This is a genomic window from Lentzea xerophila (genome assembly GCF_051094245.1).
Lineage (GTDB): Bacteria > Actinomycetota > Actinomycetes > Mycobacteriales > Pseudonocardiaceae > Lentzea > Lentzea xerophila.
Window position 1 is genome coordinate 7,437,460 of the sequence record NZ_CP194934.1, and the last position, 22,819, is coordinate 7,460,278.

General features: G+C 70.0%; 26 protein-coding genes. 8 read left to right on the top strand and 18 right to left on the bottom strand.

Annotation, left to right across the window (positions count from 1 at the left end; genetic code table 11):
- Window positions 1-94: 94 nt before the first annotated feature.
- From ACRSBM_RS35440 to ACRSBM_RS35465, 6 genes are all read right to left on the bottom strand, one after another.
- Entirely contained in the window at window positions 95-1,525 is a 1,431-nt protein-coding gene (locus ACRSBM_RS35440) for an FAD-dependent oxidoreductase (RefSeq protein WP_434450479.1), read from the bottom strand.
- Window positions 1,510-3,441: a molybdopterin oxidoreductase family protein gene (locus tag ACRSBM_RS35445; RefSeq protein WP_434453356.1), complete on the bottom strand. Its 1,932-nt coding sequence runs from the start codon at window positions 3,439-3,441 to the stop codon at window positions 1,510-1,512. The genes ACRSBM_RS35440 and ACRSBM_RS35445 overlap by 16 nt, the downstream gene beginning before the upstream one ends.
- A 105-nt stretch (window positions 3,442-3,546) precedes the next feature.
- A complete protein-coding gene (locus ACRSBM_RS35450; RefSeq protein WP_434450481.1) occupies window positions 3,547-4,344 on the bottom strand; it encodes a TIGR02569 family protein in 798 nt (265 codons plus the stop codon).
- A 133-nt stretch (window positions 4,345-4,477) separates the two neighbouring features.
- A complete protein-coding gene (gene moeZ / locus ACRSBM_RS35455) occupies window positions 4,478-5,650 on the bottom strand; it encodes an adenylyltransferase/sulfurtransferase MoeZ (RefSeq protein ID WP_434450483.1) in 1,173 nt (390 codons plus the stop codon).
- A 79-nt stretch (window positions 5,651-5,729) separates the two neighbouring features.
- Window positions 5,730-6,722 (bottom strand): DUF3152 domain-containing protein, encoded by a 993-nt coding sequence (locus ACRSBM_RS35460; protein WP_434450485.1) that lies wholly within the window; start codon window positions 6,720-6,722, stop codon window positions 5,730-5,732.
- Window positions 6,723-6,762: 40 nt separating this feature from the next.
- Complete coding sequence (locus tag ACRSBM_RS35465) at window positions 6,763-7,716, bottom strand: alpha/beta fold hydrolase (protein ID WP_434450487.1); 954 nt, start codon at window positions 7,714-7,716, stop codon at window positions 6,763-6,765.
- A gap of 127 nt (window positions 7,717-7,843) precedes the next feature.
- On the opposite strand from ACRSBM_RS35465, the gene ACRSBM_RS35470 reads away from it, so the two are divergent.
- Complete coding sequence (locus ACRSBM_RS35470) at window positions 7,844-8,473, top strand: TetR/AcrR family transcriptional regulator (protein WP_434450489.1); 630 nt, start codon at window positions 7,844-7,846, stop codon at window positions 8,471-8,473.
- 51 nt (window positions 8,474-8,524) lie between these two features.
- On the opposite strand, the gene ACRSBM_RS35475 is transcribed toward ACRSBM_RS35470, so the two are convergent.
- Window positions 8,525-9,310 (bottom strand): alpha/beta fold hydrolase, encoded by a 786-nt coding sequence (locus tag ACRSBM_RS35475; RefSeq protein WP_434450491.1) that lies wholly within the window; start codon window positions 9,308-9,310, stop codon window positions 8,525-8,527.
- The gene (locus tag ACRSBM_RS35480; RefSeq protein ID WP_434450493.1) at window positions 9,283-10,170 is read right to left on the bottom strand and encodes an AurF N-oxygenase family protein; all 888 of its coding nucleotides are present in this window, start codon (window positions 10,168-10,170) and stop codon (window positions 9,283-9,285) included. The genes ACRSBM_RS35475 and ACRSBM_RS35480 overlap by 28 nt, the downstream gene beginning before the upstream one ends.
- 61 nt (window positions 10,171-10,231) lie before the next feature.
- Here ACRSBM_RS35480 and ACRSBM_RS35485 point away from each other — a divergent pair, with 61 nt between their 5' ends.
- The gene (locus ACRSBM_RS35485) at window positions 10,232-10,915 is read left to right on the top strand and encodes a TetR/AcrR family transcriptional regulator (protein WP_434450495.1); all 684 of its coding nucleotides are present in this window, start codon (window positions 10,232-10,234) and stop codon (window positions 10,913-10,915) included.
- Window positions 10,915-11,229, top strand: a complete 315-nt coding sequence (locus tag ACRSBM_RS35490) for a DUF4873 domain-containing protein (protein ID WP_434450496.1) — start codon at window positions 10,915-10,917, stop codon at window positions 11,227-11,229. The genes ACRSBM_RS35485 and ACRSBM_RS35490 overlap by 1 nt, the downstream gene beginning before the upstream one ends.
- 51 nt (window positions 11,230-11,280) lie before the next feature.
- Here the strand turns inward: ACRSBM_RS35490 and ACRSBM_RS35495 are convergent, their stop codons facing one another.
- Both ACRSBM_RS35495 and ACRSBM_RS35500 read right to left on the bottom strand, forming a co-directional pair.
- Window positions 11,281-11,505, bottom strand: a complete 225-nt coding sequence (locus ACRSBM_RS35495) for a DUF3107 domain-containing protein (RefSeq protein ID WP_434453357.1) — start codon at window positions 11,503-11,505, stop codon at window positions 11,281-11,283.
- A 210-nt stretch (window positions 11,506-11,715) separates the two neighbouring features.
- A complete protein-coding gene (locus ACRSBM_RS35500; protein WP_434450498.1) occupies window positions 11,716-12,357 on the bottom strand; it encodes a ferritin-like fold-containing protein in 642 nt (213 codons plus the stop codon).
- Window positions 12,358-12,546: 189 nt separating this feature from the next.
- Between ACRSBM_RS35500 and ACRSBM_RS35505 the strand changes: the two genes are divergently transcribed.
- Genes ACRSBM_RS35505 through ACRSBM_RS35515 form a run of 3 tightly spaced genes read left to right on the top strand, consistent with a single transcriptional unit; the run spans window position 12,547 to window position 16,409 of the window.
- On the top strand, window positions 12,547-14,187 hold the full coding sequence (locus ACRSBM_RS35505) for a DEAD/DEAH box helicase (protein WP_434450500.1): 1,641 nt from the start codon (window positions 12,547-12,549) through the stop codon (window positions 14,185-14,187).
- A 4-nt stretch (window positions 14,188-14,191) separates the two neighbouring features.
- Entirely contained in the window at window positions 14,192-15,523 is a 1,332-nt protein-coding gene (locus ACRSBM_RS35510) for an Rv3212 family protein (RefSeq protein WP_434450502.1), read from the top strand.
- A gap of 7 nt (window positions 15,524-15,530) precedes the next feature.
- Window positions 15,531-16,409, top strand: a complete 879-nt coding sequence (locus ACRSBM_RS35515; protein WP_434450504.1) for an alpha/beta fold hydrolase — start codon at window positions 15,531-15,533, stop codon at window positions 16,407-16,409.
- 63 nt (window positions 16,410-16,472) lie between these two features.
- Here the strand turns inward: ACRSBM_RS35515 and ACRSBM_RS35520 are convergent, their stop codons facing one another.
- Both ACRSBM_RS35520 and ACRSBM_RS35525 read right to left on the bottom strand, forming a co-directional pair.
- Entirely contained in the window at window positions 16,473-16,775 is a 303-nt protein-coding gene (locus ACRSBM_RS35520; RefSeq protein WP_434450506.1) for a hypothetical protein, read from the bottom strand.
- 118 nt (window positions 16,776-16,893) lie between these two features.
- Window positions 16,894-17,733, bottom strand: a complete 840-nt coding sequence (locus ACRSBM_RS35525; protein WP_434450508.1) for a RecB family exonuclease — start codon at window positions 17,731-17,733, stop codon at window positions 16,894-16,896.
- Between the two features lie 42 nt (window positions 17,734-17,775).
- On the opposite strand from ACRSBM_RS35525, the gene ACRSBM_RS35530 reads away from it, so the two are divergent.
- Window positions 17,776-18,078 (top strand): ArsC/Spx/MgsR family protein, encoded by a 303-nt coding sequence (locus ACRSBM_RS35530; RefSeq protein WP_434450510.1) that lies wholly within the window; start codon window positions 17,776-17,778, stop codon window positions 18,076-18,078.
- 107 nt (window positions 18,079-18,185) lie between these two features.
- On the opposite strand, the gene ACRSBM_RS35535 is transcribed toward ACRSBM_RS35530, so the two are convergent.
- The 4 genes from ACRSBM_RS35535 to ACRSBM_RS35550 form a co-directional block, all read right to left on the bottom strand.
- Entirely contained in the window at window positions 18,186-18,800 is a 615-nt protein-coding gene (locus ACRSBM_RS35535; protein WP_434450512.1) for a MarC family protein, read from the bottom strand.
- 12 nt (window positions 18,801-18,812) lie between these two features.
- Complete coding sequence (locus tag ACRSBM_RS35540) at window positions 18,813-19,670, bottom strand: PHP domain-containing protein (RefSeq protein WP_434450513.1); 858 nt, start codon at window positions 19,668-19,670, stop codon at window positions 18,813-18,815.
- Between the two features lie 36 nt (window positions 19,671-19,706).
- The gene (locus tag ACRSBM_RS35545) at window positions 19,707-20,267 is read right to left on the bottom strand and encodes a PH domain-containing protein (RefSeq protein WP_434450515.1); all 561 of its coding nucleotides are present in this window, start codon (window positions 20,265-20,267) and stop codon (window positions 19,707-19,709) included.
- Window positions 20,268-20,333: 66 nt separating this feature from the next.
- Window positions 20,334-20,492, bottom strand: a complete 159-nt coding sequence (locus ACRSBM_RS35550; RefSeq protein WP_170067890.1) for a hypothetical protein — start codon at window positions 20,490-20,492, stop codon at window positions 20,334-20,336.
- A 140-nt stretch (window positions 20,493-20,632) separates the two neighbouring features.
- Between ACRSBM_RS35550 and ACRSBM_RS35555 the strand changes: the two genes are divergently transcribed.
- Window positions 20,633-21,046 carry an NUDIX hydrolase gene (locus tag ACRSBM_RS35555; RefSeq protein WP_434450517.1) on the top strand — a complete coding sequence of 138 codons (414 nt, stop codon included), beginning with the start codon at window positions 20,633-20,635 and terminating at the stop codon, window positions 21,044-21,046.
- 27 nt (window positions 21,047-21,073) lie between these two features.
- On the opposite strand, the gene ACRSBM_RS35560 is transcribed toward ACRSBM_RS35555, so the two are convergent.
- Together ACRSBM_RS35560 and ACRSBM_RS35565 are read right to left on the bottom strand one after the other, a co-directional pair.
- Window positions 21,074-22,069 carry a DUF2332 domain-containing protein gene (locus ACRSBM_RS35560; protein WP_434450519.1) on the bottom strand — a complete coding sequence of 332 codons (996 nt, stop codon included), beginning with the start codon at window positions 22,067-22,069 and terminating at the stop codon, window positions 21,074-21,076.
- Window positions 22,070-22,084: 15 nt separating this feature from the next.
- Window positions 22,085-22,591 carry a MaoC family dehydratase gene (locus tag ACRSBM_RS35565; RefSeq protein ID WP_434450521.1) on the bottom strand — a complete coding sequence of 169 codons (507 nt, stop codon included), beginning with the start codon at window positions 22,589-22,591 and terminating at the stop codon, window positions 22,085-22,087.
- Window positions 22,592-22,819: the final 228 nt, after the last annotated feature.

Sequence of the window (22,819 nt, forward strand, 5' to 3'; positions counted from 1 at the left end):
CTCCACACGGGGTTCGGCGACTGCCGAAGAACCTAAGAACCGCGCATTACCAAGGGGTTCTGGCCGATGACGGCGGAGGCAACTCCGCCGCACATCACGCCGGGGCCGGCTGTGAGGCCCCGAGCCAGTCGAGCAACCCGCACACCGCGTCCTTGCAGCCACCACACCCCGTGGTCGCGCGAGTGGCCTCCGCGAGCTGCGGCAACGACTCCGCGCCCGCCCGCCAGGCCGAGACGATCTGTCCCTTCGAGACGGTGTTGCACCGGCAGATCACCGCGCTGGACGGCAGATCGGCCGGTGACGCGGCCTCCGCGGGCAGCGCACGGCCCAGCAGCAACGCCAGCCGGTCGGTCGGCGCGGGGATGCCCCGGTCGTAGAGCTGCGTGATCGTCGCGGCCGCGTCCGGTGCGCCCAGGACGATCGCACCCGCCACCCGGTCGTCGCGCAGCACGAGCTTGGCGTACCGGCCGCGCGAGGGTTCCTGGAAGCACAGGACTTCCGAGTCCGGACAGTCCACATCGGTGTGCACGTCGCCCAGCGCCGCCAGGTCCACGTCGCGTGCTTTCAACCGCGTGACAACGGAGGTGCCGCGGTACCGGGAGGCCGGGTTCGCGCCGGTCAGCCGGTCCGCGAGCACCGCGGCCTGGTCCCACGCGGGCTGCACCAGGCCGGACACCGTGCCGGGGTGCTGGGCGCAGTCACCGATCGCGTGGACGCGCGGGTCGCTGGTGCGCAACGCGTCGTCCACGACGATGCCGCGGTCGACCTCCAGACCCGCCTCGACCGCCAGCGAGGTCTCCGCCCGCACACCGGCCGACACCACGACCAGTTCGGCGGGAACGTGCGAGCCGTCGTCGAGGACCAGGCCGTCGCCGGGAAGGTACTTGGCGGCCAGCGCGTTCAGCCGGAACTCGATGCCCAGCTGCCCCAGCGTGCGAGCCAGGACACTACCGGCACCGGGGTCGAGCTGGCGTTCCATCAGGTGACCGACGGGGTGGACGACGGTGACCAGGCACCCGCGTCCGGCGAGGCCTCTGGCGGCCTCGATGCCGAGCAGGCCACCGCCGAGGACCACGACGGGCATGCCCTTCTGTGCCCTGGCCTCGATCTCGGCGCAGTCGTCGAGGGTGCGGAACGCGACGACGCCGGGAGCGAGCTTGCCGTCCTCGGTGAGGCCCTCGGCGGGCGGCACCCACGGAACGCTGCCGGTCGCCAGAACGAGGGCGTCGTAAGGGATCGCCTCGCCGGGATCGATCGTCACGGTGCGCGTGGCGCGGTCGATGCCCCTGACCTCGCAGCCCAGCCGCAGGTCGATGTCGTGCTCCTCCGCCCAGCCGGAGCCGTGCAGCCGCGTCGACTCCGGCGTCATCGTTCCCGCCACGACGGTCGAGAGCAGCACGCGGTTGTACGCGGCGTGCGGTTCCGCACCCACGACCGTGATGGAGATGTCCTGGTCACGGCGGCGCAGCTCATCCGCCAGCCGCGCGCCCGCCATGCCGTAGCCAACGATCACGACTCGCCGCATACCCGCTCCAATCGCACCGCGCAGACCTTGAACTCGGGCATCCGGCTCGTGGGATCGAGCGCGGGGTTGGTGAGCAGGTTCGCCCGCCCCTCACCGGGGAAGTGGAACGGCAGGAACACCGCGTCGGCACGCATGCTCGGCACGCACCGCACGGCCGCCTTCACCGTTCCCCGCCGGGACACGACGTGCGCGAGCTCACCGGAGGCAAGTCCTGCCCGCGCGGCCGTGTCCGGGTGCATCTCCACGTACATCTCGGGAACGGCCTTCAGCAGCTCGCCGATCCGCCGCGTCTGCGCCCCCGACTGGTAGTGCTGGAGCACCCGCCCGGTGGTGGCCTGCAACGGGAACTCCTCGTCCGGCGGCTCGGCCGGGCCGCGGTGGTCGACCGGGACGAACCGCGCGAGGCCGTCGGGATGCGCGAACCGGTCGAGGAAGAGCCGCGGCGTGCCGGGATGATCCACGGAGGGCACCGGCCAGTGCAGCTGCTCGGACTCCAGCCGCTCGTAGGTGATGCCGGAGTAGTCGGAGAGACCGCCCGCGGACGCCCTGCGCAGTTCCTCGAAGACTTCCTGTGGCACCACGGGAAACCCGCTCGGAACGCCGAGCCGGGACGCGAGCCCGTTCAGCAGCTCCAGGTCGCCGCGCACGCCGGGCGGCGGGTCGAGTGCCTTGCGGCGCCTGATGATCCGGCCTTCGAGGTTGGTCATCGTGCCGTCCTCCTCGGCCCACTGCGTCACCGGGAACACGACGTCGGCCATCGCGGCGGTCTCGGACATCACGAAGTCCGCCACCACCAACAGGTCCAGCGCCTCGAAGCGATCGGCCACACCGGACGCGCGCGGCGCGGACACCACCGGGTTGCTGCCGAACACCAGCATCGCCCTGATGTCGTCGGCCATCAGCAGCTCGTACGCGCTGCGGCCGGGTCCGGGCAGCTCGGAGACGCCCCAGACGTCCATGATGTGCCTGCGTGCCGCCGGGTCGTCGATCTTGCGGTAACCGGGCAGCTGGTCGGCCTTCTGCCCGTGCTCCCGGCCGCCCTGGCCGTTGCCCTGCCCGGTCAGGCAGCCGTACCCGGAGCCGGCGCGGCCCGGCAGTCCCAGCGCCAGCGCCAGGTTGATCCACGCCGAGACGGTGTCGGTGCCGGACGCGTGCTGCTCGGTGCCGCGGCCCGTCAGGATGTACGACCGCCCGGCCAGCATGTGCACCGCGGCACGCTGGTCGGCCGCGGAGACGCCCGTGACGCGTTCGGTGTGCTCGGGCCACCACTGCGCGGCGACCCGCCAAGCGTCGTCGAAACCCGAGGTCCGCGCCGAGATGTACTCCTTGTCGATCACGCCCTCGCTGACCGCCGTGTGCAGCAACCCCAGTGCCAGCGCCAGATCCGTGCCCGGCGCGGGCTGCAGGTGCAACGTCGCGCGCTCGGCGGTGGGCGTGCGGCGCGGGTCGATGACGACCAGCCGCGCCCCCTCCAGGTGCCGCAGGAACGGCGGCATCGTCTCGGCCGGGTTCGAGCCGGCCAGCAGCACGGTGTCGGCGCCGCGCAAGTCCGTCAACGGGAACGGCAGCCCGCGGTCCAGCCCGAACGCCCTGTTGCCCGCCGCCGCGGCCGACGACATGCAGAACCGGCCGTTGTAGTCGATCTGCGAGGTCTTCAGGGCGACGCGCGCGAACTTCCCCAGCGCGTAGGCCTTCTCGTTCGTCAGCCCACCGCCGCCGAACACGGCGACCTCGTCGGGCTCGTACGACCGGATCCGCGCGGCCACGAAGTCCAGGGCCTCGTCCCACGACACCGGCTCGCCGTGCAGCAGGGGCGTCGTCAACCGGCCGGGGTGGCGCAGCAGCTCCCCCGCCGTCCAGCCCTTCTGGCACAGCCCACCGGGACCAGGGGACACCTGGCCGTCGATGACGCTCATGGAGCACTGCAGCGCGCAGTAGGGGCAATGGGTCACGCCGCTGACGCTAGGAAGCCCGCGTTAACCCGGCGCTCCGCAATGTTTCGAACCGGGAAACTGACCCGCTCAGAGCAGCGCGGTCACGTGGTGAGCAGCTCGTTCCAAGCCCGCAAAGGACTGTGGCGTTGACAACGGGTGCAGCGCGTGCACGGCCAGGCGGAACAGCGTCGCGCGCAGCAGTGCCTGCTCCCACTCGGCCTGGTGGCTCCACCGGTGCAGCAGGCCGGAGTCGGCGCCGCCCCACGCGACGGCGTCCACCGCGACGACGGCGGCGGCCCACTCGGCCGGGCGCCAGTACGCGGTGAAGTCGATGACGGCCGGCTGGGCGCTGCCCGCGAACAGCACGTTGCCGAACAGGTCGCCGTGCACGACCTGCGGCTTGAGGTTGAGCGGCTTCTGGGCCTCTTTGAGCAGCTCGAAGAGCCTGCCGCCGAGATCGGCGTCGAGCGGCACGTCCTCCTCGCCCCACGCCAGGCGGTCGGCGACCGCGAACACGTCCGTGCGGGTGTCCAGGAAGCGGGGTTTGGGCAGGTCGGCCGTGGCCTGGTGCAGGCGCTGGGCGACCGCGATGACCTCGTCGTGGCGTGACTCGGCGCGGCCGGCGAGGAACTTGGTGGCCGACCAGCCGCCGACGACGTAGCGGCCGTCGGTGGATCTCAGCGGCCTGCCGATGCGCAGGTGCGGCACGTCGAGGCCGTCGAGGGTCTTGGCGATCCAGGTGGCCTCGGCGGGCTTCGGCGCGGGCCGGATCGTGGCGTCGCCACACCGCCACGCGGGGCCGCCGTCGATGAGCTCTGGCTCGGCGTCACGGGCCCCGAACGCCGCACGCACGTGCGCTGGGGGCGGTTCGGGGGACCGGGTCACGGCTGGGCACGCTACCTGCTTAGACCGTCCGGGTGGTGGATCACGACACGCCGTGATTCGCGCCGCCACCCGAACAGCGCATCAGCTGATACGTGCATTCGGGCACCGAAGCACCCGAATGCACCCATGACGTCTAGTACGTCGGCAGGCTGGGGTCGACCTCGCGGGCCCACGCCAGCACACCGCCGCCGACGTGCACGGCGTCGGAGAAGCCCGCCTTGTGCAGCGCCGCCAGGGCCTCCGCGGACCGGGCGCCGGACTTGCAGTGCAGCACCAGCGGCTTGTCCTGCGGCAGCTCCGAGAACGCTTCACCCGAAAGGATCCTATCCTTGGGGATCAGCACCGAGCCCGGGATCTTCACGATCTCGTACTCGTGCGGCTCACGGACGTCCACCAGCAGGAAGTCCTCGCCGGACTCCTGCTTGTGCTTGAGCTCGAGCGGCGTGATCGTGTTGCCCGCGGCCGCCTGCTGCGCGTCCGTGGACACGACACCGCAGAACGCCTCGTAGTCGATCAGCTCGGTGATCTTCGGCGACTCCGGGTCCTTGCGGATCTTGATGGTCCGGTACGACATCTCCAGCGCGTCGTAGACCATCAGGCGGCCCAGCAGCGGGTCGCCGATGCCGGTGAGCAGCTTGATCGCCTCGGTGACCATGATCGAGCCGATCGACGCGCACAGCACGCCCAGCACGCCGCCCTCGGCGCACGACGGGACCATGCCGGGAGGCGGCGGCTCCGGGTAGAGATCGCGGTAGTTGAGGCCCTGGCCGTTCGGCGCGTCCTCCCAGAAGACGCTGACCTGGCCCTCGAACCGGAAGATCGAGCCCCAGACGTACGGCTTGCCCAGCAGCACCGCGGCGTCGTTCACCAGGTACCGCGTGGCGAAGTTGTCCGTGCCGTCGAGGATCAGGTCGTAGTCGCGGAAGATCTCCAGCGCGTTCTCGGAGTTCAGGTGCGCCTGGTGCAGGACGACCTTGACGAACGGGTTGATCTCGGCGACCGAGTCCCGCGCGGACTCCGCCTTGGGGCGGCCGATGTCGGACTGACCATGGATGACCTGGCGCTGCAGGTTCGACTCGTCCACGACGTCGAAGTCGACGACGCCGAGCGTGCCGACCCCGGCCGCGGCCAGGTACAGCAGTGCCGGGCTGCCCAGGCCGCCCGCGCCGACGACGAGCACCTTCGCGTTCTTCAGCCGCTTCTGCCCGTCCACCCCGACGTCCGGGATGATCAGGTGCCGGCTGTAGCGCGCTACTTCTTCCTTGGTCAGCTCCGCGGCTGGCTCAACGAGCGGCGGAAGCGCCATGCTGGTCCTCCTCGACGAATGTCTCCGTGTCCGAGACAACGTCTACCCTGCCTCGACTCTTCCCGGTTGGAAAGCCGTCTCAGCCTGCGGGAAACGCGTTCGGCGTGCACACCTTGCCGTCGGCCGGCACGACGTCCTGGCCCGCGTTGAGCTGCGCCACGAAGTCGTTCGCGACGCCGAACGTCTGCTGCATCATCACGGGGGCCGGCGCGCCGTTCTCCGCGCAGGCCGCGTGGCCGCTGCCCAGCGCGTGGCCGACCTCGTGGTTGATCACGTAGTTGCGGTATCCGGCCAGGTCACGGCCGTAGACCATGGCGCCGCGCACCCAGCGGGCGACGTTGATGACGACGCGTTTGGTCTGCGGGTGCCAGCACGAGGTCTCGAACGGGATCTCCTTGCCGCAGAGCGCGTGCGTCGTCTTCGTGGTCGTCAGGGCGACGATGAAGTCCGGGTTCTGGTCCGCCTCGACCCGCTGCAACGCGACCGTCTTGGTACCGATCCAGCTGCGCGGGTCGGACAGGAACCCGTCGACCGTGCGCGCGAACGCCGCCGCGTCGTCGTTGTAGTCGGCCGGCTTCACGCCGTCCTCGATCGCGATCGCGTACCTGCGGAACTTCTGCGCGGTCGCCTCGCCGATCCGCGGGCCGCTGCCGGCGATCGCCTTGAACGTGCCGACGCCGTCCTGGGAGAAGTCCGGGCCCGCCGGCAGCTCGGCGGTCGGGATGGTGAGCTGCGGCTTCTGGCCCGGCACCTCGGACGGCGGCGGCTCCGGCGCGCTGGCGGACGTCTCGGCGGCCGTCGTGCTGCCGTCACCCGACGCGGGCGACTTGGGCTGGACCGTGTCGAGCACCACCAGTGCGGTCAGCACGAGGAGCACCGGGATCGCGTAGATGCGCCAGCCGTAGTGGGCGACGAGCTTCCGCACACCGCTGTGCCCGCGGGGTCTCCGCATGGCCTGGGTGCCCTCCGGTTCCCAGGCGGCCGCGAGCGGTTCCGCGCTGGTCCGGCGCTCGCCGCGGCGGTAGCGGTCGGCTGGCGGAGCCGTACGGCCTCGCTCGGGGGCGCGATTCACGTCGCCCAGGGTCCCACATCACCCGCACGGCCGTTGTTCGTCACCATGTGTGTCGGTCGACCGCCTCCCACATGCCGAGCACGGCCCTGGCGACGGTGGCGGGCCGCTCCATCTGGGCGACGTGGCCGGTCTTGGGCAGCACCAGCAGACGGCCCTTCGGCAGCGACCGCGCCGTGCGGGGACCCTTGCGCGCGCTGACCAGCCGGTCGTTCTCGCCCCACACGACCAGCGTCGGCGCCTTGACCAGCGGCAACAGCCGCCACAACGACTTCGGGCCCGGTATGAGCCAGCTCTGCATCAGCCCGAACGTGCTGCGGTTGAGCGCGTTGCCCGCCCACTGCTGCCGGGCGCGCTCCTCGTTCTCCTTGATCGACTCCTCGATGCGGTGGTCGGGCACCACGCTCGGATCGGCGAAGCACAGTTCGAGCATCTGCTTGGTGCGCTGGTGCGCCGTCATCTTCGCGAGCTCGCGGCGCACCTTCGCGCCGATGACCGGCAGGACGGTGAGCGCCATCCGCGGGTCGGACATGCGGTCGAGCCGCGGCCTGAGGTCGGGAACGGCCGGCGAGACCAGCGTCAGCGTCCGCACGAGGTCCGGCCTGCTCGCGGCGACGATGACCGAGATCGCGCCGCCCATCGAGTTGCCGAACAGGTGCACGGGCTGTGAGAGCGTTTCCAAGTACTTGATCACCGTGCGGGCGTGCGTGGCGAGACTGAAGTCGTAGCCGGGGATCGGCTCCGACCGGCCGAACCCCGGCAGGTCGATCGAGTAGCCGCTGACGTGGTCCCGGAGCTGGGCCGCGAGATCTGTCCAGTTCGTCGCGGACCCGCCAAGACCGTGCACGTACACGGCGGCGGGACCCTCGCCGGGCGTCACCCTGACGTGCACCTCATGGCCGTCCACCTGGCAAAACTCACCTGGCCACGGCGTCTGTGACTTGTCCAGCGGCGGCAGTTCGACGGTGGACAACGGGGCGGGAATCTGCGTGCTCACCAAACCAGGATGCGGGAAAGAACGTCCGGTTGGTTCCCGGATGTGGGCTACCAGCGAGTAAGGTTGCGGTCGGGCCGCGGTCTGGCAACCCCTTTCCGACGGCCGAATCACTCGTGCTGGAGGCACCATGACGGAGACGGCGCAGAGCGCACCCGCTGGCAGGGGCGTTCGACTGCCGCGTACCGCCCGCCGCGCGCAACTACTCGCAGCGGCGCAGGACGTGTTCGTCGCCAACGGCTACCACGCCGCGGCGATGGACGAGATCGCGGAACGCGCGGGCGTGTCCAAGCCGGTGCTGTACCAGCACTTCCCCGGCAAGCTCGAGCTCTACATGGCGCTGCTCGAGTCCCATGTGGACGAGCTCGTCGGCCGCGTGCGCACCGCAATCGGCTCCACGACCGACAACAAGCTGCGCGTCCGTGCCGCCGTGGCCGCCTTCTACGACTTCGTGGACGGCGAGGGCCAGGCGTTCCGGATGGTCTTCGAGTCCGACCTGCGCTCCGAGCCGGCCGTGCAGTCCGCCGTCGAGCGCGCCACGACCGACTCCGTCGACGCGATCACCGAGACCATCACGGCGGACGCGGGCCTGGACGAGGAACGCGCCCGGCTGCTGGCCGTGGGCCTGGTCGGCCTCTCGCAGGTCACCGCGCGGTCCTGGCTCGCCGACAACCGGCGCGTGCCGAAGGAGGAGGCGGTCGCGCTGATCTCCAACCTGGCGTGGCGCGGCATCGGTGGCGGTTTCCCGCTGCAGCACTGACAACGTTGAAAGGGGGTCCGCCGGTGCACCGGCGGACCCCCTTTCGTTCGTTCACATCAGGGCGGCTATTCGTCTCGCGACGTCCTCCGACCGCTCCAGCGGCAACATGTGCCCGGTCTTCGGATAGATCACGAACTGCGCGCCCGGCAACGCCTCGGCCAGCACCCGCGAGTGCCGCATCGGCGTGAGCACGTCCCACGACCCGGCCATGACCACCGTCGGGATGTCCGACAACACAGCCAGTGCCTCCCGGCGCTGGTGCAGCGTCAGCTCCTCCCGAATGCCGACGAACGCCTCACCGGAGGTGTTGCCGGCCATCGCCGCCGCGGCCCGCACGTCGGCCCACGACGGCCGCCGCCCGAACGTCACCCGCAGCCCCGGCGCGATCACCCGGCCGAACCCGACCTTCGGCCGCTTGACCAGCCACTTCCCCGCGAGCCGCTCGACACCGCTGGGCCGGGGCAGGTCGCCGCACGACGTCGCGATCAACGCCACGCCCGACACGCGCGAGAACAGCTCGGGCCGCTGCTCGGCCAGCGCCATGATCGTCATGCCGCCCAGCGAGTGGCCGGCCAGCACGACGCGTCCGGTGGGAACGTGCTTGTCCAGCACGGCCGCCAGGTCGTCGGCCAGGTCCGCGATCGTCCCGGTCCCGGTGCCGGACGAAAGCCCGTGACCACGCACGTCGTACCGCACCACCCGGCCGGGCAGCGCAGCCGCCACCCGGTCCCACGTCGTGAGGTCCATCGTCCAGCCGTGCAGCAGAACGGCCGTCACGCCGGCCGACGAAGGCCCCGACGTGACGACGTTCAGCCGATCAAGAACGAGCGACGCCATGAGCGCATCCCCGGCCTTCCCACGAGTCCGGTCTCGTCCAGGAACGACATGATCCGCTCCCCCGACCAGCGGATGGTCTCCTGGAACTTCGGGTTGCCCAGCGCCTGGCGGTGCGCCTCGCGCACGTCCAGCCCGACCGCCGCGTACACCTGCGGGTTGATGATCGCGCGCGTGATCATCATCGACACGTACCCGATCAGCCACTTCTGGTACGGCTTCTCGTAGCCCTTCAGCTCGGCCATCCCGCGCTGCAGCTCCTCGCGGGCGAACCGCACGTGGCGCGCCTCCTCCAGCACGTGGATGCGGTTGACCATCCGCACGATCGGCTGGACGGTCTCGTCGTTCATCGCCTCGCGCTGCAACCGGTCGAGGATCTCCTCGGCGACGAGGATCGAGCCGTACATCGCGGGGCCGTAGCCGATGACCGGCAGCAGCTTGCCCAGCCGGTGCGTGTGCCTCGTCGGCCCGTAGGCGGGGCAGCCGATCCGTTCGACCAGGCGCGCGAACATCGTCGAGTGGCGGCACTCGTCGGCGACCTCGGTCAGCGCGTATTGGGCGTGCCGCGTGGTCGGGTCGGTGTTGTAGACGACCTTGACCAGCATCTGCATCAGCAGCAGCTCGAACCACAGCCCGACGGACGCGATCGACGCCAGCTCGTGCTTGGACAGCTCGATGCGCTGCTCGGTGGAGAGCGAGTCGTAGAGCGGCGTGCCGTAGAGCGAAATGCGCTGTTCAGGGATGTAGAAGAGGCCTTCCACCAGAGGTGCGGACCAGTCGATGTCCACCTCGGGGTCGTAGAACTTCTCGGCGGACGACTTGAGCAGCCTCTCCGCTGTCTTCTCCCGATCGGCGACCCTCATCGATTGCCCTCCCCGATAAGTGTTACTTGAGGTAACGGTTACTTCTGGTAGCGTGCGTCACATGGCACGCACTGTCAAGGGGCCGGACGCGCGACGTGAGCGGTGGAAGGGGCATCGCGAGCAGCGCAGGGCGGAGTTCGTGGAGGCGACGATCACCGCCGTGGCCAGGAAGGGCCCGGACGTCGGCATGGAGGACGTGGCCGCGGAGGCGGGCGTCAGCAAACCCGTGCTGTACCGGCACTTCACCGACAAGTCCGACCTGTACCTGGCGGTCGGCCAGAAGGCCACCGAACTGCTGATGGACCGGATGGGACCCGCGCTCCTGGCCGAGGGGCCGATCCGCGGCCGCATCGAGGGAATCGTCGACGCCTACCTGTCGGTGATCGAGGAGAACCCGAACCTCTACCGGTTCGTGGTGAAGGGGTCCTTCGTGGACCGCCCGGTCGAGAAGGACGTCGTGGCCGAGGACAAGAACCTCATCGCGACCACGCTGGCCCGGATCCTCGGCGACTACCTGCGCGCGTTCGACATGGACTCCGGCGGCGCCGAGCCGTGGGCGCACGCGCTCGTCGGCATGGTGCAGAACGCGGGCGACTGGTGGCTCGAACGCCAGACCATGTCCCGCGCGAACCTCAGCGACTACCTCGCCACGATCATCTGGCACGCCATCGACGGGCTGCTCCGCTCGGCCGGCGTCCAGGCAGACCCGGAAATGCCCCTCACCCCGCTGCGATTGGTGGACTGATGAGCGAGCACGAGCACGACGAAGAGGGCTACACGGGTCCCGCGACCCTCGTCTTCGGCGAGGACGAGGTGGCCGTCGAGGTCGAGGTACGCGGCTACTTCCAGCCGATCGACGGCCGCTACCACTGGTACGGCCGGGTGAAGAAGAACGACGACGTCACGAGCCGGGTCGAGGGCGGTGCGCGGACCGCGCTGCTGCGCACCCCCACCGGCGAGGCCGAGGGGACGCTCACCGACCAGGACCCGTGGGGCCGCTACCGGGTCGGCGGCATCTCGACGCCGCCGTACCGGATCGAGGAACCAGCGGCCCACTGACGCGAAGAAGCCCCGGTCAGAACGCTGGCCGGGGCTTCTTCAGCTGACGACTCAGGCGCCGAACCCGACCTTGCGCGAGTCCTGCGGGCCGATCTCCACGTACGCGACGCGGCCAGCGGGCACGACGAAACGCGCACCCTTGGCGTCCGCCAGCGACAGCACGCTGGACTTGCCGGACACCGCGTCCGCGACCAGGGCTTCGACCTCGGACGGGTTGAGCTCACTGGTCACGACGAGTTCCCGCCCGCTGTCGGCGACGCCGATCCTGACCTCCACGCTGACCTCCGTGCTCAAGAGAAAAATCTAGGGCCGAGCCTACCTAGTGCGGCGACCACAATCATCGTCAGACGCTTCCGGTGCTCAGCAGGGCACCTCGCGGCACAGACCCCCGCCCCCCATATGTCCACTATGAGGGGCGGGGGTCTGTGCCGCGATGCACCCGTCTGAACAGCGAAAATCGCCTGACGACGGTTAGTGGTCGCCGCACTAGCCGAGACCGAGCTGCGTCATGCGCCGCGCGTGCGACTGCTGGAGCCGCCGGAACAGCTGACCGATCCCGGCGAGGTCGCCGGACCCCCGGATGATCAGCTCCGCCAGCCCGTCCCGCTCCGCCACCACGTACTGGGCCTGCGTCAACGCCTCGCCGAGCAGCCGCCGGCCCCACAGCGCGAGCCGGTCGCGGACCCGCGGATCCGACCCGACGGCGGCCAAAACTTCGCGCTCAGCGAACGCCGAATGACCCGTGTCGGCGAGCACGGCGAGCACCAGCTCCTTGGTCGGCGCGTCCAGCCACTCGGCGATCTCGCGGTAGAAGTCGGCCGCCAGCCCGTCGCCCACGTACGCCTTCACGAGCGACTCGAGCCACGACTTGGGGCTCGTCGACTCGTGGAACGCGTCGAAGCCCTTCACGAACGGCGCCATCGCGTCCTCGACGGTGATGCCCTCCGTGGCGAGGTGCTTCTGCAACAGCGTGAAGTGACCGATCTCCGCGGCGGCCATCTGCGCCAACGCCGCTCGACCCGCCAGCGTCGGCGCCGTCCGCGAGTCCTCAGTCATCCGGTCGAACGCCGAGAGCTCGCCATATGCAAGCGCTCCCAGAAGATCGACAACACCCTCCGCAACACCCATGACAGCGAACTCTAGTGGTCAATCGCGTCCTGCCAGGTAGAATGGGGACGGACGCCCGGCGTGACGAGTGTGACGACCACGCTGTTGCCCAATTTTCTTCTTGGGCAGGCGCATAATGGTGCGCGTACACCTTTCCCGCAGCTGCTCACTCGAGCGCGGTCGAGAGGCCCGGCCAGGGCTCGTACGCGCTTGGTACGAGAGAGGCTGATCATCCTGACCGCTGAAGTAGAAACACATCTGGACCCGGTCGCGCTGGAACACAGCGAGGCCGGAGTTCCCGAAGAGGACACGTCGCACCCGCTGCTGGCAGACGCGCCGGTGCAGACCGAATCCCCCACGTTCGCCGAGCTGGGAGTGCGTGCCGAGATCGTCAGGGCACTCAGCGAGGCCGGCATCGTCCGCACGTTCGCCATCCAGGAGCTGACGCTCCCCATCGCACTCGCCGGCGACGACGTCATCGGCCAGGCACGCACCGGCATGGGCAAGACCCTCGGGTTCGGCGTGCCGCTGCTGCACCGCGTCGAGACGCCCGGTGACGGCACCCCGCAGGCCCTGGTGGTCGTCCCCACCCGTGAGCTGTGTCTCCAGGTCGCGCACGACCTCACCGACGCGGCGAAGCACCTCGGCGTGAAGGTCGCCGCCATCTACGGCGGCATCCCCTACGAGCGGCAGATCGCGCAGCTCCGCAAGGGCGTCGACGTCGTGATCGGCACGCCCGGCCGCCTGCTCGACCTGGCCGAACAGCGCCACCTGGTGCTCGGCAAGGTCCGCATGCTGGTGCTCGACGAGGCCGACGAGATGCTCGACCTGGGCTTCCTGCCCGACATCGAGCGCATCCTCACCATGGTCCCCGACCAGCGTCAGACGATGCTGTTCTCGGCGACCATGCCGGGCCCGATCATCACGCTCGCCCGCACGTTCCTCACTCAGCCGACGCACATCCGCGCCGAGGAGAACGACGCAGGTCAGACGCACGAGAACACCTCGCAGTTCGTCTACCGGGCGCACTCGATGGACAAGCCGGAGATGCTGGCCCGCGCGCTGCAGGCCCGTGACCGAGGCCTGACGATGGTCTTCGCGCGGACCAAGCGGACCGCGCAGAAGGTCGCCGACGACCTGACCGAACGCGGGTTCGCCGCGGCCGCCGTCCACGGCGACCTGGGCCAGGGCGCGCGGGAGAAGGCGCTGCGGGCGTTCCGCGCCGGCAAGGTCGACGTCCTGGTGGCGACCGACGTCGCGGCGCGCGGCATCGACATCGACGACGTGACGCACGTCATCAACTACCAGTGCCCCGAGGACGAGAAGACGTACGTGCACCGCATCGGCCGCACGGGCCGTGCCGGGCGCACGGGTGTCGCCGTCACGTTCGTCGACTGGGACGAGACGGCGCGCTGGGCGTCCGTCAACGACCTGCTCGGTCTCGGTCAGCCGCTGCCGGTGGAGACGTACTCGACGTCCGACCACCTGTACGCCGACCTGGGCATTCCGTCCGGTTCCACCGGCCGGTTGCCGCTGAGCCACCGCACCCGTGCGGGCCTCGACGCCGAAGAGGAGGAGAACCTCGACAGCGGCAAGCGCAAGCGCCGCAGCCGTCGCACGGGCTCCGGCTCCGGCTCCACCCCCGGCGGTGCCGAGCAGGCGGAGGCGAACGAGGAGACGCGCCCGAAGCGCTCCCGTTCACGCACGCGCAGCCGCGCCGGCGTCACGCAGGAGGGCGAGCAGGCGGACCAGCAGGCTGCCGACGCGGCGGACGAGTCCGCGTCCGACAAGCCGCGCCGGCGTCGTCGCCGCCGAACCTCTGCCGAACAGGCCGCTCCTTCGGCAGACTGATCACATGTCGTCCCCCGGTTCCGACGTCACCGACATCGAGGACGTCCTCGACGAGCCCGCGCACGAGACCGCGCCCGTCGAGGAACGTCCGCCCGCCCGCTCCTGGCGCACGCGCCGTGACTTCGTCGCGATCGCGTTGATCGCGGTCGCGTCGGTCACCGCATCCGTGCTGACCTGGGCGTTCAGCGATGCTCGCGCCACGACGTCGGTCACCGGGCCGTCGTCGTGGGAGCAACTGCCCGAGGTGACGGCGCTGCCGCCGTCGCTCGCCGAGGTGTGGCGGGCGAACAGCGGCGCGTCGCTGTCCCCCGTGGTCGTGCAGACCGCGGCGAAGGACACGGGCGAGGAGAAGCCGTCGATCGTCGTCACCGGCGACGGCGGCGAGGTCAACGGGCGCGACCCGCTGACCGGTGACGTGCGGTGGACGTACAAGCGCGACCTGCCGTTGTGCGTGGTGAGCACGGCCTGGGGCCGCGCGATGGCCCTGTACTCGAAGGGCACGAACTGCTCCGAGCTCACCTCGCTCGACGGCGTCACCGGCGAGCGCCGGGCGCAGCGCAACGGCGACGCCGAACCGGGCACCGCGCTGCTCAACGAGGGCTCGCACCTGATCACCACCGGGTCGAAGTTCGTCGAGGTCTACCGGCGCGACGACCTGGTGCGCTCGCTCGAGTACGGCAGCCTGCGCGCGATCGTGAACCCCGGCAAGCAGCCGCGCGTCGGCTGCACGTACGGCTCGATGGTCGTCACGACGGGCAGGTTCGCGATGGTCGAGCGCTGCCCGGACGACGCCTCGGACCGCATCACGATCCTCAAGCCGAACCCGGACAAGTCCGACGAGCCGAAGGTGTTCGGCAGCGTGCTGACCGGCGCCAAGAACGCGCAGGTCGTCGCCATCACGGAGAAGCTCGTCGCGGTGGCGGTGCCGAACCCGAGCCGGTTGCTCCTCTTCGACGCGGAGACCGGCAACCAGGTCAGCGAGGTGCCGATCGACGTGCCGGAGGCCGACTTCACCGACCCGCCGAACCACGTGACGCGCGTGTTCTCGACGAAGACGAACGCCTTCTGGTTCACCGGCTCGAAGACGATCGCGCTGTCGCTGGAGACGCTCACTCCACTGTGGACCGCCGAGGGCACGCTGGGCGCCGGCACGACACTCGCGGGCCGCGCCGTCATCCCGGTGCGGGACGGCCTGCGGGTGTTCGAGCAGGCCACCGGCCAGGTCGTGGGCACGATCCCGGTGAACCGCGAAGGCCACACCGGCCCTGTGCAACTCGCCACAGCCGGTCCCGTCGTGCTCGAGCAGCGTGGCGGAACCCTGGTCGCACTGCGATAGTTCGTCCGTGTACTCGCAGATCAGCCCGCACCGGGCGCACCGCGTCGACCTACCGGGCCGCTACGGCACGATCGCGGCGCTGCGCGCGCCCGCAATGGGCGACGACGCGATGCGCACGACGGCGCTGCTCGTTCCGGGGTACACCGGGTCCAAAGAGGACTTCGCACCGATGCTCGACCCGATCGCGGACGCGGGCTTCGAGGTCGTCGCGATCGACCTGCCCGGCCAGCAGGACTCACCGGGCCCCGACGACGAGGCGCTCTACCGGCCGGGCCCGCTGGGCTCGGTGATCGCCGAGCTGATCGGCAAGATCGCCGCCGACGGCCGCAAGGTGCTGCTGCTCGGCCACTCCTACGGCGGCCTGGTGTCCAGGGCGGCCGTGTTCGCGGGCGCCCCGATCGCGGGTCTCACGCTGATGTCGTCAGGCCCGTCCGAACTGCCCGCGGGCGAACGCCGCACGGTGCTGGAGGTCGGCGAGCACGTGCTGGCCGAGCAGGGCGTCGGCGGCACGCAGAAGCTGAACGAGCTGCGCGCCTCGCAGAACCCCGCGTACGCGGCACTCCCGCAGGAGCTGAAGGACTTCTACCGCGCCAGGTTCCTCAAGTCGGCGGCGGCGGCGCTGCTCGGCATGGGCAACGGCCTGCGCCACGAACCGGACCAGGTCGCCAAACTGGCCCGCGCGCTGCGGTCGTCGGGCACCCCGGCACTGGTGGTGTGCGGCGACGCGGACGACGCGTGGAGCCCGGCCGCCCAGCGCGACATGGCGGAACGGCTGGACGCGGACTTCGCCGTCCTGCCCGGCGTCATGCACTCCCCGAACACCGAGGCGCCGCTCGACCTCATGGCCACGCTGCTGCCGACCTGGCGGGCCTGGCTGTCGTCGTAGGCGGTCCCGCCGTGAGCGCCCAGCAGGCCAGGCGCGAGCCGGGGGTCAGCCGACCCGGCAGGGCTAAGCCCACCAGAAGGTCCACAGCGTCGCCGCGCTCACCACGAACACCCCCAGCGACGCGACCGGGGCCTTCCAGTCCGCGTACCGGTCGGCCACGATCTGGCCGGCGACGACCAGCAGCGCCGCCACCACGTGCGCGATGACCGACAACGTGCCGGGGCCCGGCAGGCCGCGGGAGTTCGCGTAGAACTGGACGCCGATGTTGCCCAGGGCGAGCAGCACCATGCCCACCGCGAGCACACCGCTCACGGCGCGCAGGAATCCGTAGGTCCGCGACGGCCGCTTCGCTGCTTCCACTTCCACTCCCGCCACCCTACGGGGCCGACGGTGCGCGAGCAGTCATGACCCGGTCGCCGCAGAGACCGCTACGACGAAAGCCGCACACCCGGCCCCCTCCTCGCGATTGCACTCGCCCGCACGCTCACGGGGCCAGCAGCGCCCAGGGCTCCAGCGACGGCGCCGCCGCCTGCCCCTCGGCACAGCTCCGCCGGAAGTCGCACCACTGGCACTGCCGCCCCGTCACCGGCGGGAACAGGATCTCCTGGTCGCCGCCGGCCTTCAGCGTCTGCGAGGCGAGGTCGATCTCGTCCGCCGCCTCCTCGGCCCGCCGGACGTGCCGCGCCAGCGACTCCTCCGTGTGCTCCCACACCGCGACCGAGCCGGACGGCAGGTGGTGCAGCTCGACGCGACGGCACGGTTTGCGCAGGGTGCGGCGGGCGGCCAGCGCGTACAGGGCCAGCGCCTGGGAGCCTCGGGCGTCGTCGGAGGTGAGGACGTGGCGGCCGGTCTTGTAGTCGACGATCACCAGCTCGCCGTCGCGGTAGTCGATGCGGTCGACCCGGCCCTCGGCGACGATGCGCTCGGTCGGGGACGAGACCCAGCGCTCGACGCCGAGTGGTTCGAAGTCGACGTCCAGCGACGACACGTACTCGTGCACCCAGCCGCAGGCCCGCGCGCGGTACTCGGCGGCCTGGTCGACGTCGCGGAAGCCCTCGGACTTCCACTGCCGGTTCACCAGCGCCACGGCCTGCTCAGGGGTGCGCCGGTCCACCGGGAGGTCGAAGAGCGCCTTCAGGGCGTTGTGGACGACGGCACCGAGCGTGTTGTGCGCCCAGGCTCCGCCGCGCGGGGGCGAGGGCCGGTCGAGGTACGTCATCCGGAAGCGACGCGGGCAGTCCGTCCACGTCGCGAGCTTCGCGGGCGTGACGCGCACGAGCCGGCGCGGTGCGGCGGTGCCGAAGTCGAAGCCGAGTTGTTCCACCCCAGCCAAGTTACTCAGCACCCCTGACAGAAAATGAGGCGCATGGAGATCTGGCACAACCCCCGCTGCTCCAAGAGCCGCGCCGCCAAGCAACGCCTCGACGACGAGGGTGTCGTGTACACCGAACGCCGCTACCTCGACGACGCCCCCACCGCCGAGGAGCTCGACCACGTCCTGACGCTGCTGGGCAAGCAGCCGTGGGAGATCGCCCGCACCAAGGAGCCGGCGTACCCGAAGCTCCTCGAGCACGACCGCGCCAAGTGGATCGCGCACATGGTCGCGAACCCGAGCCTGATCGAGCGCCCCATCATCATCGACGGCGACAGCGCGCACATCGAACGTTAGTGGCGTGGCTCGGAACGTGGGCTGGGTAATTCACGCTCAGCAGGGCGCCTCGCGGCACGTCTGACCGCGAATTCGCCCGGCAACGCTCCGAGCCACACCACTAGCCACTAGCCACCCGAAGCGATGAAGCCCTGCACGGACGACGCCACCAGCTGCACGGCGATCGCGGCCAGCAGCAGACCGGCGATCTTCGCCATGAGCAGGATCCCGCTCTCCTTGAACACCTTGATGAGCAGCCCGGCGGACCGAAGCGTCCCCAGCAGCAAGAGGTGCACGGCCACGATCGCCGCGGCCAGCGCGAGGTAGGAACCCCAGTCGCCACCGGCCTGGCGCACGAACACGATCGTCGCGGCGATCGCGCCGGGTCCGGCCAGCAGCGGCGTCCCCAGCGGCACGAGGGCGATGTTCACGTCCTCGACCTCGGGGTGCTGCGTGGCGCCCTTGCCCGTCAGCAGGTCGAGGGCGATCAGCAACAGCAGCAGCCCGCCCGCGCCCTGCAGCGCGGGGATGCCGATGTGCATGTACGCGAGGATCGAGTTGCCGGCGACCGCGAACAGCGTGATCACCAGGAACGATACGAGCACGCCCTGCCGCGCCGCCCGTTTGCGCGCCTCCCGCGACTTGCGGCCCACCAGCCCGAGGAACACGGGCACGGTCCCGGGCGGGTCCATGATCACCAACAGCGTGATCGAGGCCTCGATGAAGAGCCGCACGTTGAACACGGGGACACCGCCCTAACCGACGAGGATCTTGCCGCCTGTCGCCCTCTCGGCCAGAGCATCCAGCATCTCCGGAGCCGTCGTCTCCGCGCCGAGCCGCACCGTCTTGTTCGTGCCGTGGTAGTCACTCGACCCGGTGACGATCAGGCCCAGCTCGTCGGCGAGCAGCCGCAACGAGTGCCGCGTCTCGGGGTCGTGGTCCGGGTGGTCCACCTCGACCCCGGCCAGACCGGCCTCGGCCAGCGCGCGCACGACGACCGGCGCCACGACGGGGCCGCGGGAGCGGGCGAAGGGGTGCGCGAGCACGGTGACGCCACCGGCCTCGGTGATCATCTCGATCGCGCGCTCGACGGGCGTGTCGGTGCGGCCCACGTAGTACTGGCCGCCGGTCAGGAACGTCGCGAACGCCTCGTCGACCGACGACACCACCCCGGCACGGATCAACGCCTGCGCGAGGTGCGGCCGTCCGGCGGGCGCGTCGAACGGCAGGCGCGACATCAGGTCGACCGGGTCGATCGGGAACCCGTCGGCCTGCATCATCTCGGCCATCCTCCGCAGCCGGTGCCGCCGCTCCTCGCGCAGCCGGGACTGCTCCTTCATCAGCATGACGTGCGTCGGGTCGTACAGGTACGCCAGCAGATGAACGGTGATGGTGTGGCCGTAGCCGTCGGCCGAGGAGCACGACAGCTCGGCTCCGCGCACGAGCCGCAGCCCGGCCGGCAACGCCGCAGCGGCCTCCGCCCACCCGGCCGCCGTGTCGTGGTCGGTGATCGCCACCGCGTCGAGTCCCGCGAGGGACGCCGCCCTCACCAGGTCGGCGGGGCTGTCGGTGCCGTCGGACTCGGACGAATGGGTGTGCAGATCGATGACCACGACGTCCAGTGTGGACGACGAGGTGCACGACCAGTGTTACGGGACCATCTTCTTCCCGCGCGCGGCACGCTGGGCCTTGATCATCGAGAAGCGTTCGGCCTGGGCCTTCTTGTCGCCGAAGGTCAGCTCCGAGATGGCGTCGTAGACCTCTTCGGGATCCGGCAGGAACTCCAGGCGGTTCAACGCCTGGATCTGACCCGCCGACTCCACGATGAGCGTGCCGTAGCCGAACATGCGCCCGGCCACGGTGCGCTCGTAGGTGAGGTCGGTGACCTTGCTGATGGGCATCATCGCGACCTTGGTCTCGAAGACGCCCGACGTCAGCATGAAGCGCTTGTCGGTGACGACGATGCGCTCCACCCACCACTCGATGATGAAGTAGGAGAGCCGCAGCAGGACCAGCAGCGCTCCGTACCACAGCACGTTCTGGATCACTCCCGCGTCCGCCGGGAGCAGGTACGAGATCATCATGAAGCCGGCGAGCAGCGCCGCCGCCTCCAGGACGTCCCAGATCAGGTAGGACCAGTGCCTGCGCACACGGATGACCCGACGCTCACTCGACAGCAGGTAGTCGTCCGGATCACGTGGTGCGAACATGCGCTACCAGCCCTTTCCTGGTGCCGACCAGTGCCCTGTCCCTGCTCTCCGGGGTGACCCGGAGGACTAGAACAATTGTCGCACGAAGGTGATCAGGGCCTCGGCCGCAGTTCGCAGCGAGTTGAGGATGTTCTGCACGAGTTGAGCCGCCTGCTGGGGCTCCGCGATGAGGAAGAAGAGCAGCAAGGCGATTCCAGCGAAAGTGAGAATCTTCTTCAAGTTCACGGTGTCCACCCCGTCCGCGTCGCACCCGTTTGGCGCCGTTCGTGACCGTTGTACAGCACGATTCAGCACCTTGGGAGATTTGTACCGCAGCCGGGGTAGTGGACAGCACCGCCGTTCCGGTGTGACTACGCTTCGTGTTCGTGACGACCGGCAGCAAGCGCACGACCCGTTGCGTCGGAGCCATCGTGCATGACTCGAACGGGCGACTACTGCTCGTGCGACGCGCCAATCCTCCAGGTGAGGGCATGTGGTCGATACCAGGCGGGCGCGTGGAGCCGGACGAGACGGACGAGACGGCCGTGACTAGGGAACTAGCGGAGGAAACGGGACTCTCCGTCACCGTCGGCCGGCTCGTCGGCATGGTCGAGCGGGCCGCCCCGAACGGGGTTTTCGAGATCTTCGACTACGAATGCCAGGTCACGTCGGGTGTGCTCCGTGCGGGCGACGACGCATCGGATGTCGCTTGGGTGGACAGTGCGATGTTGGCCACACTGCGAACCACGGACGGCCTTGTGGAAGCGCTCTCAGACTGGAACTGCCTGCCCAGGGCCTGACGAGGTTCACGCGTTCGGGACGGGCGTTCAGCGCCAAACGAGACGTTGCCCATGAGCCTCGGTCGTCGCCAGAACAGTCCTGGAGACCTCACCCTCCCGCACCTGGACGAGTGCCAGCTCACCGGCCTCGTGCGCGGCCCACCAGACAGGCCTGCCCAAAGCCGACAAAGCGGGCACCAGGTCGAGGCCGGACCCGCTCGTGATCACGACGAGCGGCGCGTCGATCGGCTCGACGGCCTTGGCGAGGTCCGCGACCGGGTCGCCGGTGACGAGGCGTGGCGGGTTCTTGCGCAGCACCCCGCACGCCACCCCGAACAGACGCAGCCGTTCCGGTTGGTCGGCCCACACGCACGCCTCCAGCCACGCGTACGCGTCCTCGTCGGCCAGGTCGGCGGGTGCCACGCCGATGCCCGCCTTGGCGGCCACCTTGACCGTCTTGGGCAGCTTCGGCAGCACTGCGCCCGGCGCGAGCTCCAGCGCGCAGTGCAGGCCCAGCGCTGCCTTGGCGGGCCCGGCGGCGAGCTGGCCCGCCTCCGCGGTCTGGTACCGGTACGAGTACTGGTCGAGGCCGAGCAGCAGACCCGCGGTCGTCGCGACCTCCACGAGCCCGATCGGCCCGCCCGCCTGCTTCGCCGCGGCCGCGACGGCCGGGTAGAGCAGCGCCGCGCGCCGCACCTCGTTGGTCTGGATCACCTGCGAGCCGACGAGCGCTCTCATCCGGTCGCCGCGCTCCAGCACGAAGTCCCGGAACAGCGGCCAGGTGCTCTCGTCGGCGCCGTAGGTCCCGCCGAGCGACGGGTAGTAGTTCGACAGCTGGTGGAACGGCTCGGCCTGCACCAGCCGGTGCGCCGCCGCCAGCAGGAGTTCGCCCGTGGCGTCGTCCTCGCCGGCGGCGGTCAGCAGGTCCGCGACCTCCGGATCGGCGGCAGCCCGCGACGCGAGGTGCTCGTAGAGCGGCGAGATGGCCGAGGCCTCCTCCGCGAACGCACGCAGCCGCTGCTGTGCCAGATCCAGAGACGTCACGTCACTTCCTCAAAATCAGCCGGACACAGGTTCGGGGCGCCCTGGCTGCTCGCCACCGCGAGCCTCGCCATAGGACTGCTTCGGCACCATGACCTTCCGCCGGAAGATGCACACGACCGTGCCGTCCTGCTTGTAACCACGAGTCTCCACGTAGACCACGCCCCTGTCGTCCTTCGACTTGGACGGCGTCTTGTCGAGCACCTCGGTCTCACCGTAGATCGTGTCACCGTGGAACGTCGGCTTCACGTGCCGCAGCGACTCGATCTCCAGGTTGGCGATCGCCTTGCCGGAGACGTCGGGCACGGACATGCCCAGCAGCAACGAGTAGATGTAGTTGCCGACGACGACGTTCTTGCCGAAGTCCGTCGTGTTCTCCGCGTAGTTCACGTCCATGTGGAGCGGGTGGTGATTCATCGTGAGCAGACAGAACAGGTGATCGTCGTACTCCGTCACCGTCTTGCCGGGCCAGTGCTTGTAGACCGCTCCGACCTCGAACTCCTCGTAGTACCGACCGAACTGCACCGCGCCTCCAACTACGTGTGATCGAGATCTGTCTCAGGTGGGGAGACAGTCTTCACACGGAGGGAGTACCCTCGGCAACCGGTGTGTGAGGATTTCCACCACCAGTGACTTCGCCCCGAGGAGGTGAGGACCCCCAAATGAGCAAGGACCCCCACCCTGCCAGTACCAAGCGCGTCCTCACCGAGGTGGCTTTCTAGATCGTTCTGGAAGGTTCGAGTTCCCTCTGGT

Coding starts and splice junctions, on each gene's coding strand:
- ACRSBM_RS35445 (WP_434453356.1), bottom strand. CDS start 3,441: ATGAGCGTCATCGACGGCCAGGTGTCCCCTGGTCCCGGTGGGCTGTGC.
- ACRSBM_RS35480 (WP_434450493.1), bottom strand. CDS start 10,170: ATGAGGGTCGCCGATCGGGAGAAGACAGCGGAGAGGCTGCTCAAGTCG.
- moeZ (WP_434450483.1), bottom strand. CDS start 5,650: ATGGCGCTTCCGCCGCTCGTTGAGCCAGCCGCGGAGCTGACCAAGGAA.
- ACRSBM_RS35470 (WP_434450489.1), top strand. CDS start 7,844: ATGACGGAGACGGCGCAGAGCGCACCCGCTGGCAGGGGCGTTCGACTG.
- ACRSBM_RS35500 (WP_434450498.1), bottom strand. CDS start 12,357: ATGGGTGTTGCGGAGGGTGTTGTCGATCTTCTGGGAGCGCTTGCATAT.
- ACRSBM_RS35530 (WP_434450510.1), top strand. CDS start 17,776: ATGGAGATCTGGCACAACCCCCGCTGCTCCAAGAGCCGCGCCGCCAAG.
- ACRSBM_RS35485 (WP_434450495.1), top strand. CDS start 10,232: ATGGCACGCACTGTCAAGGGGCCGGACGCGCGACGTGAGCGGTGGAAG.
- ACRSBM_RS35545 (WP_434450515.1), bottom strand. CDS start 20,267: ATGTTCGCACCACGTGATCCGGACGACTACCTGCTGTCGAGTGAGCGT.
- ACRSBM_RS35440 (WP_434450479.1), bottom strand. CDS start 1,525: ATGCGGCGAGTCGTGATCGTTGGCTACGGCATGGCGGGCGCGCGGCTG.
- ACRSBM_RS35490 (WP_434450496.1), top strand. CDS start 10,915: ATGAGCGAGCACGAGCACGACGAAGAGGGCTACACGGGTCCCGCGACC.
- ACRSBM_RS35510 (WP_434450502.1), top strand. CDS start 14,192: ATGTCGTCCCCCGGTTCCGACGTCACCGACATCGAGGACGTCCTCGAC.
- ACRSBM_RS35475 (WP_434450491.1), bottom strand. CDS start 9,310: ATGGCGTCGCTCGTTCTTGATCGGCTGAACGTCGTCACGTCGGGGCCT.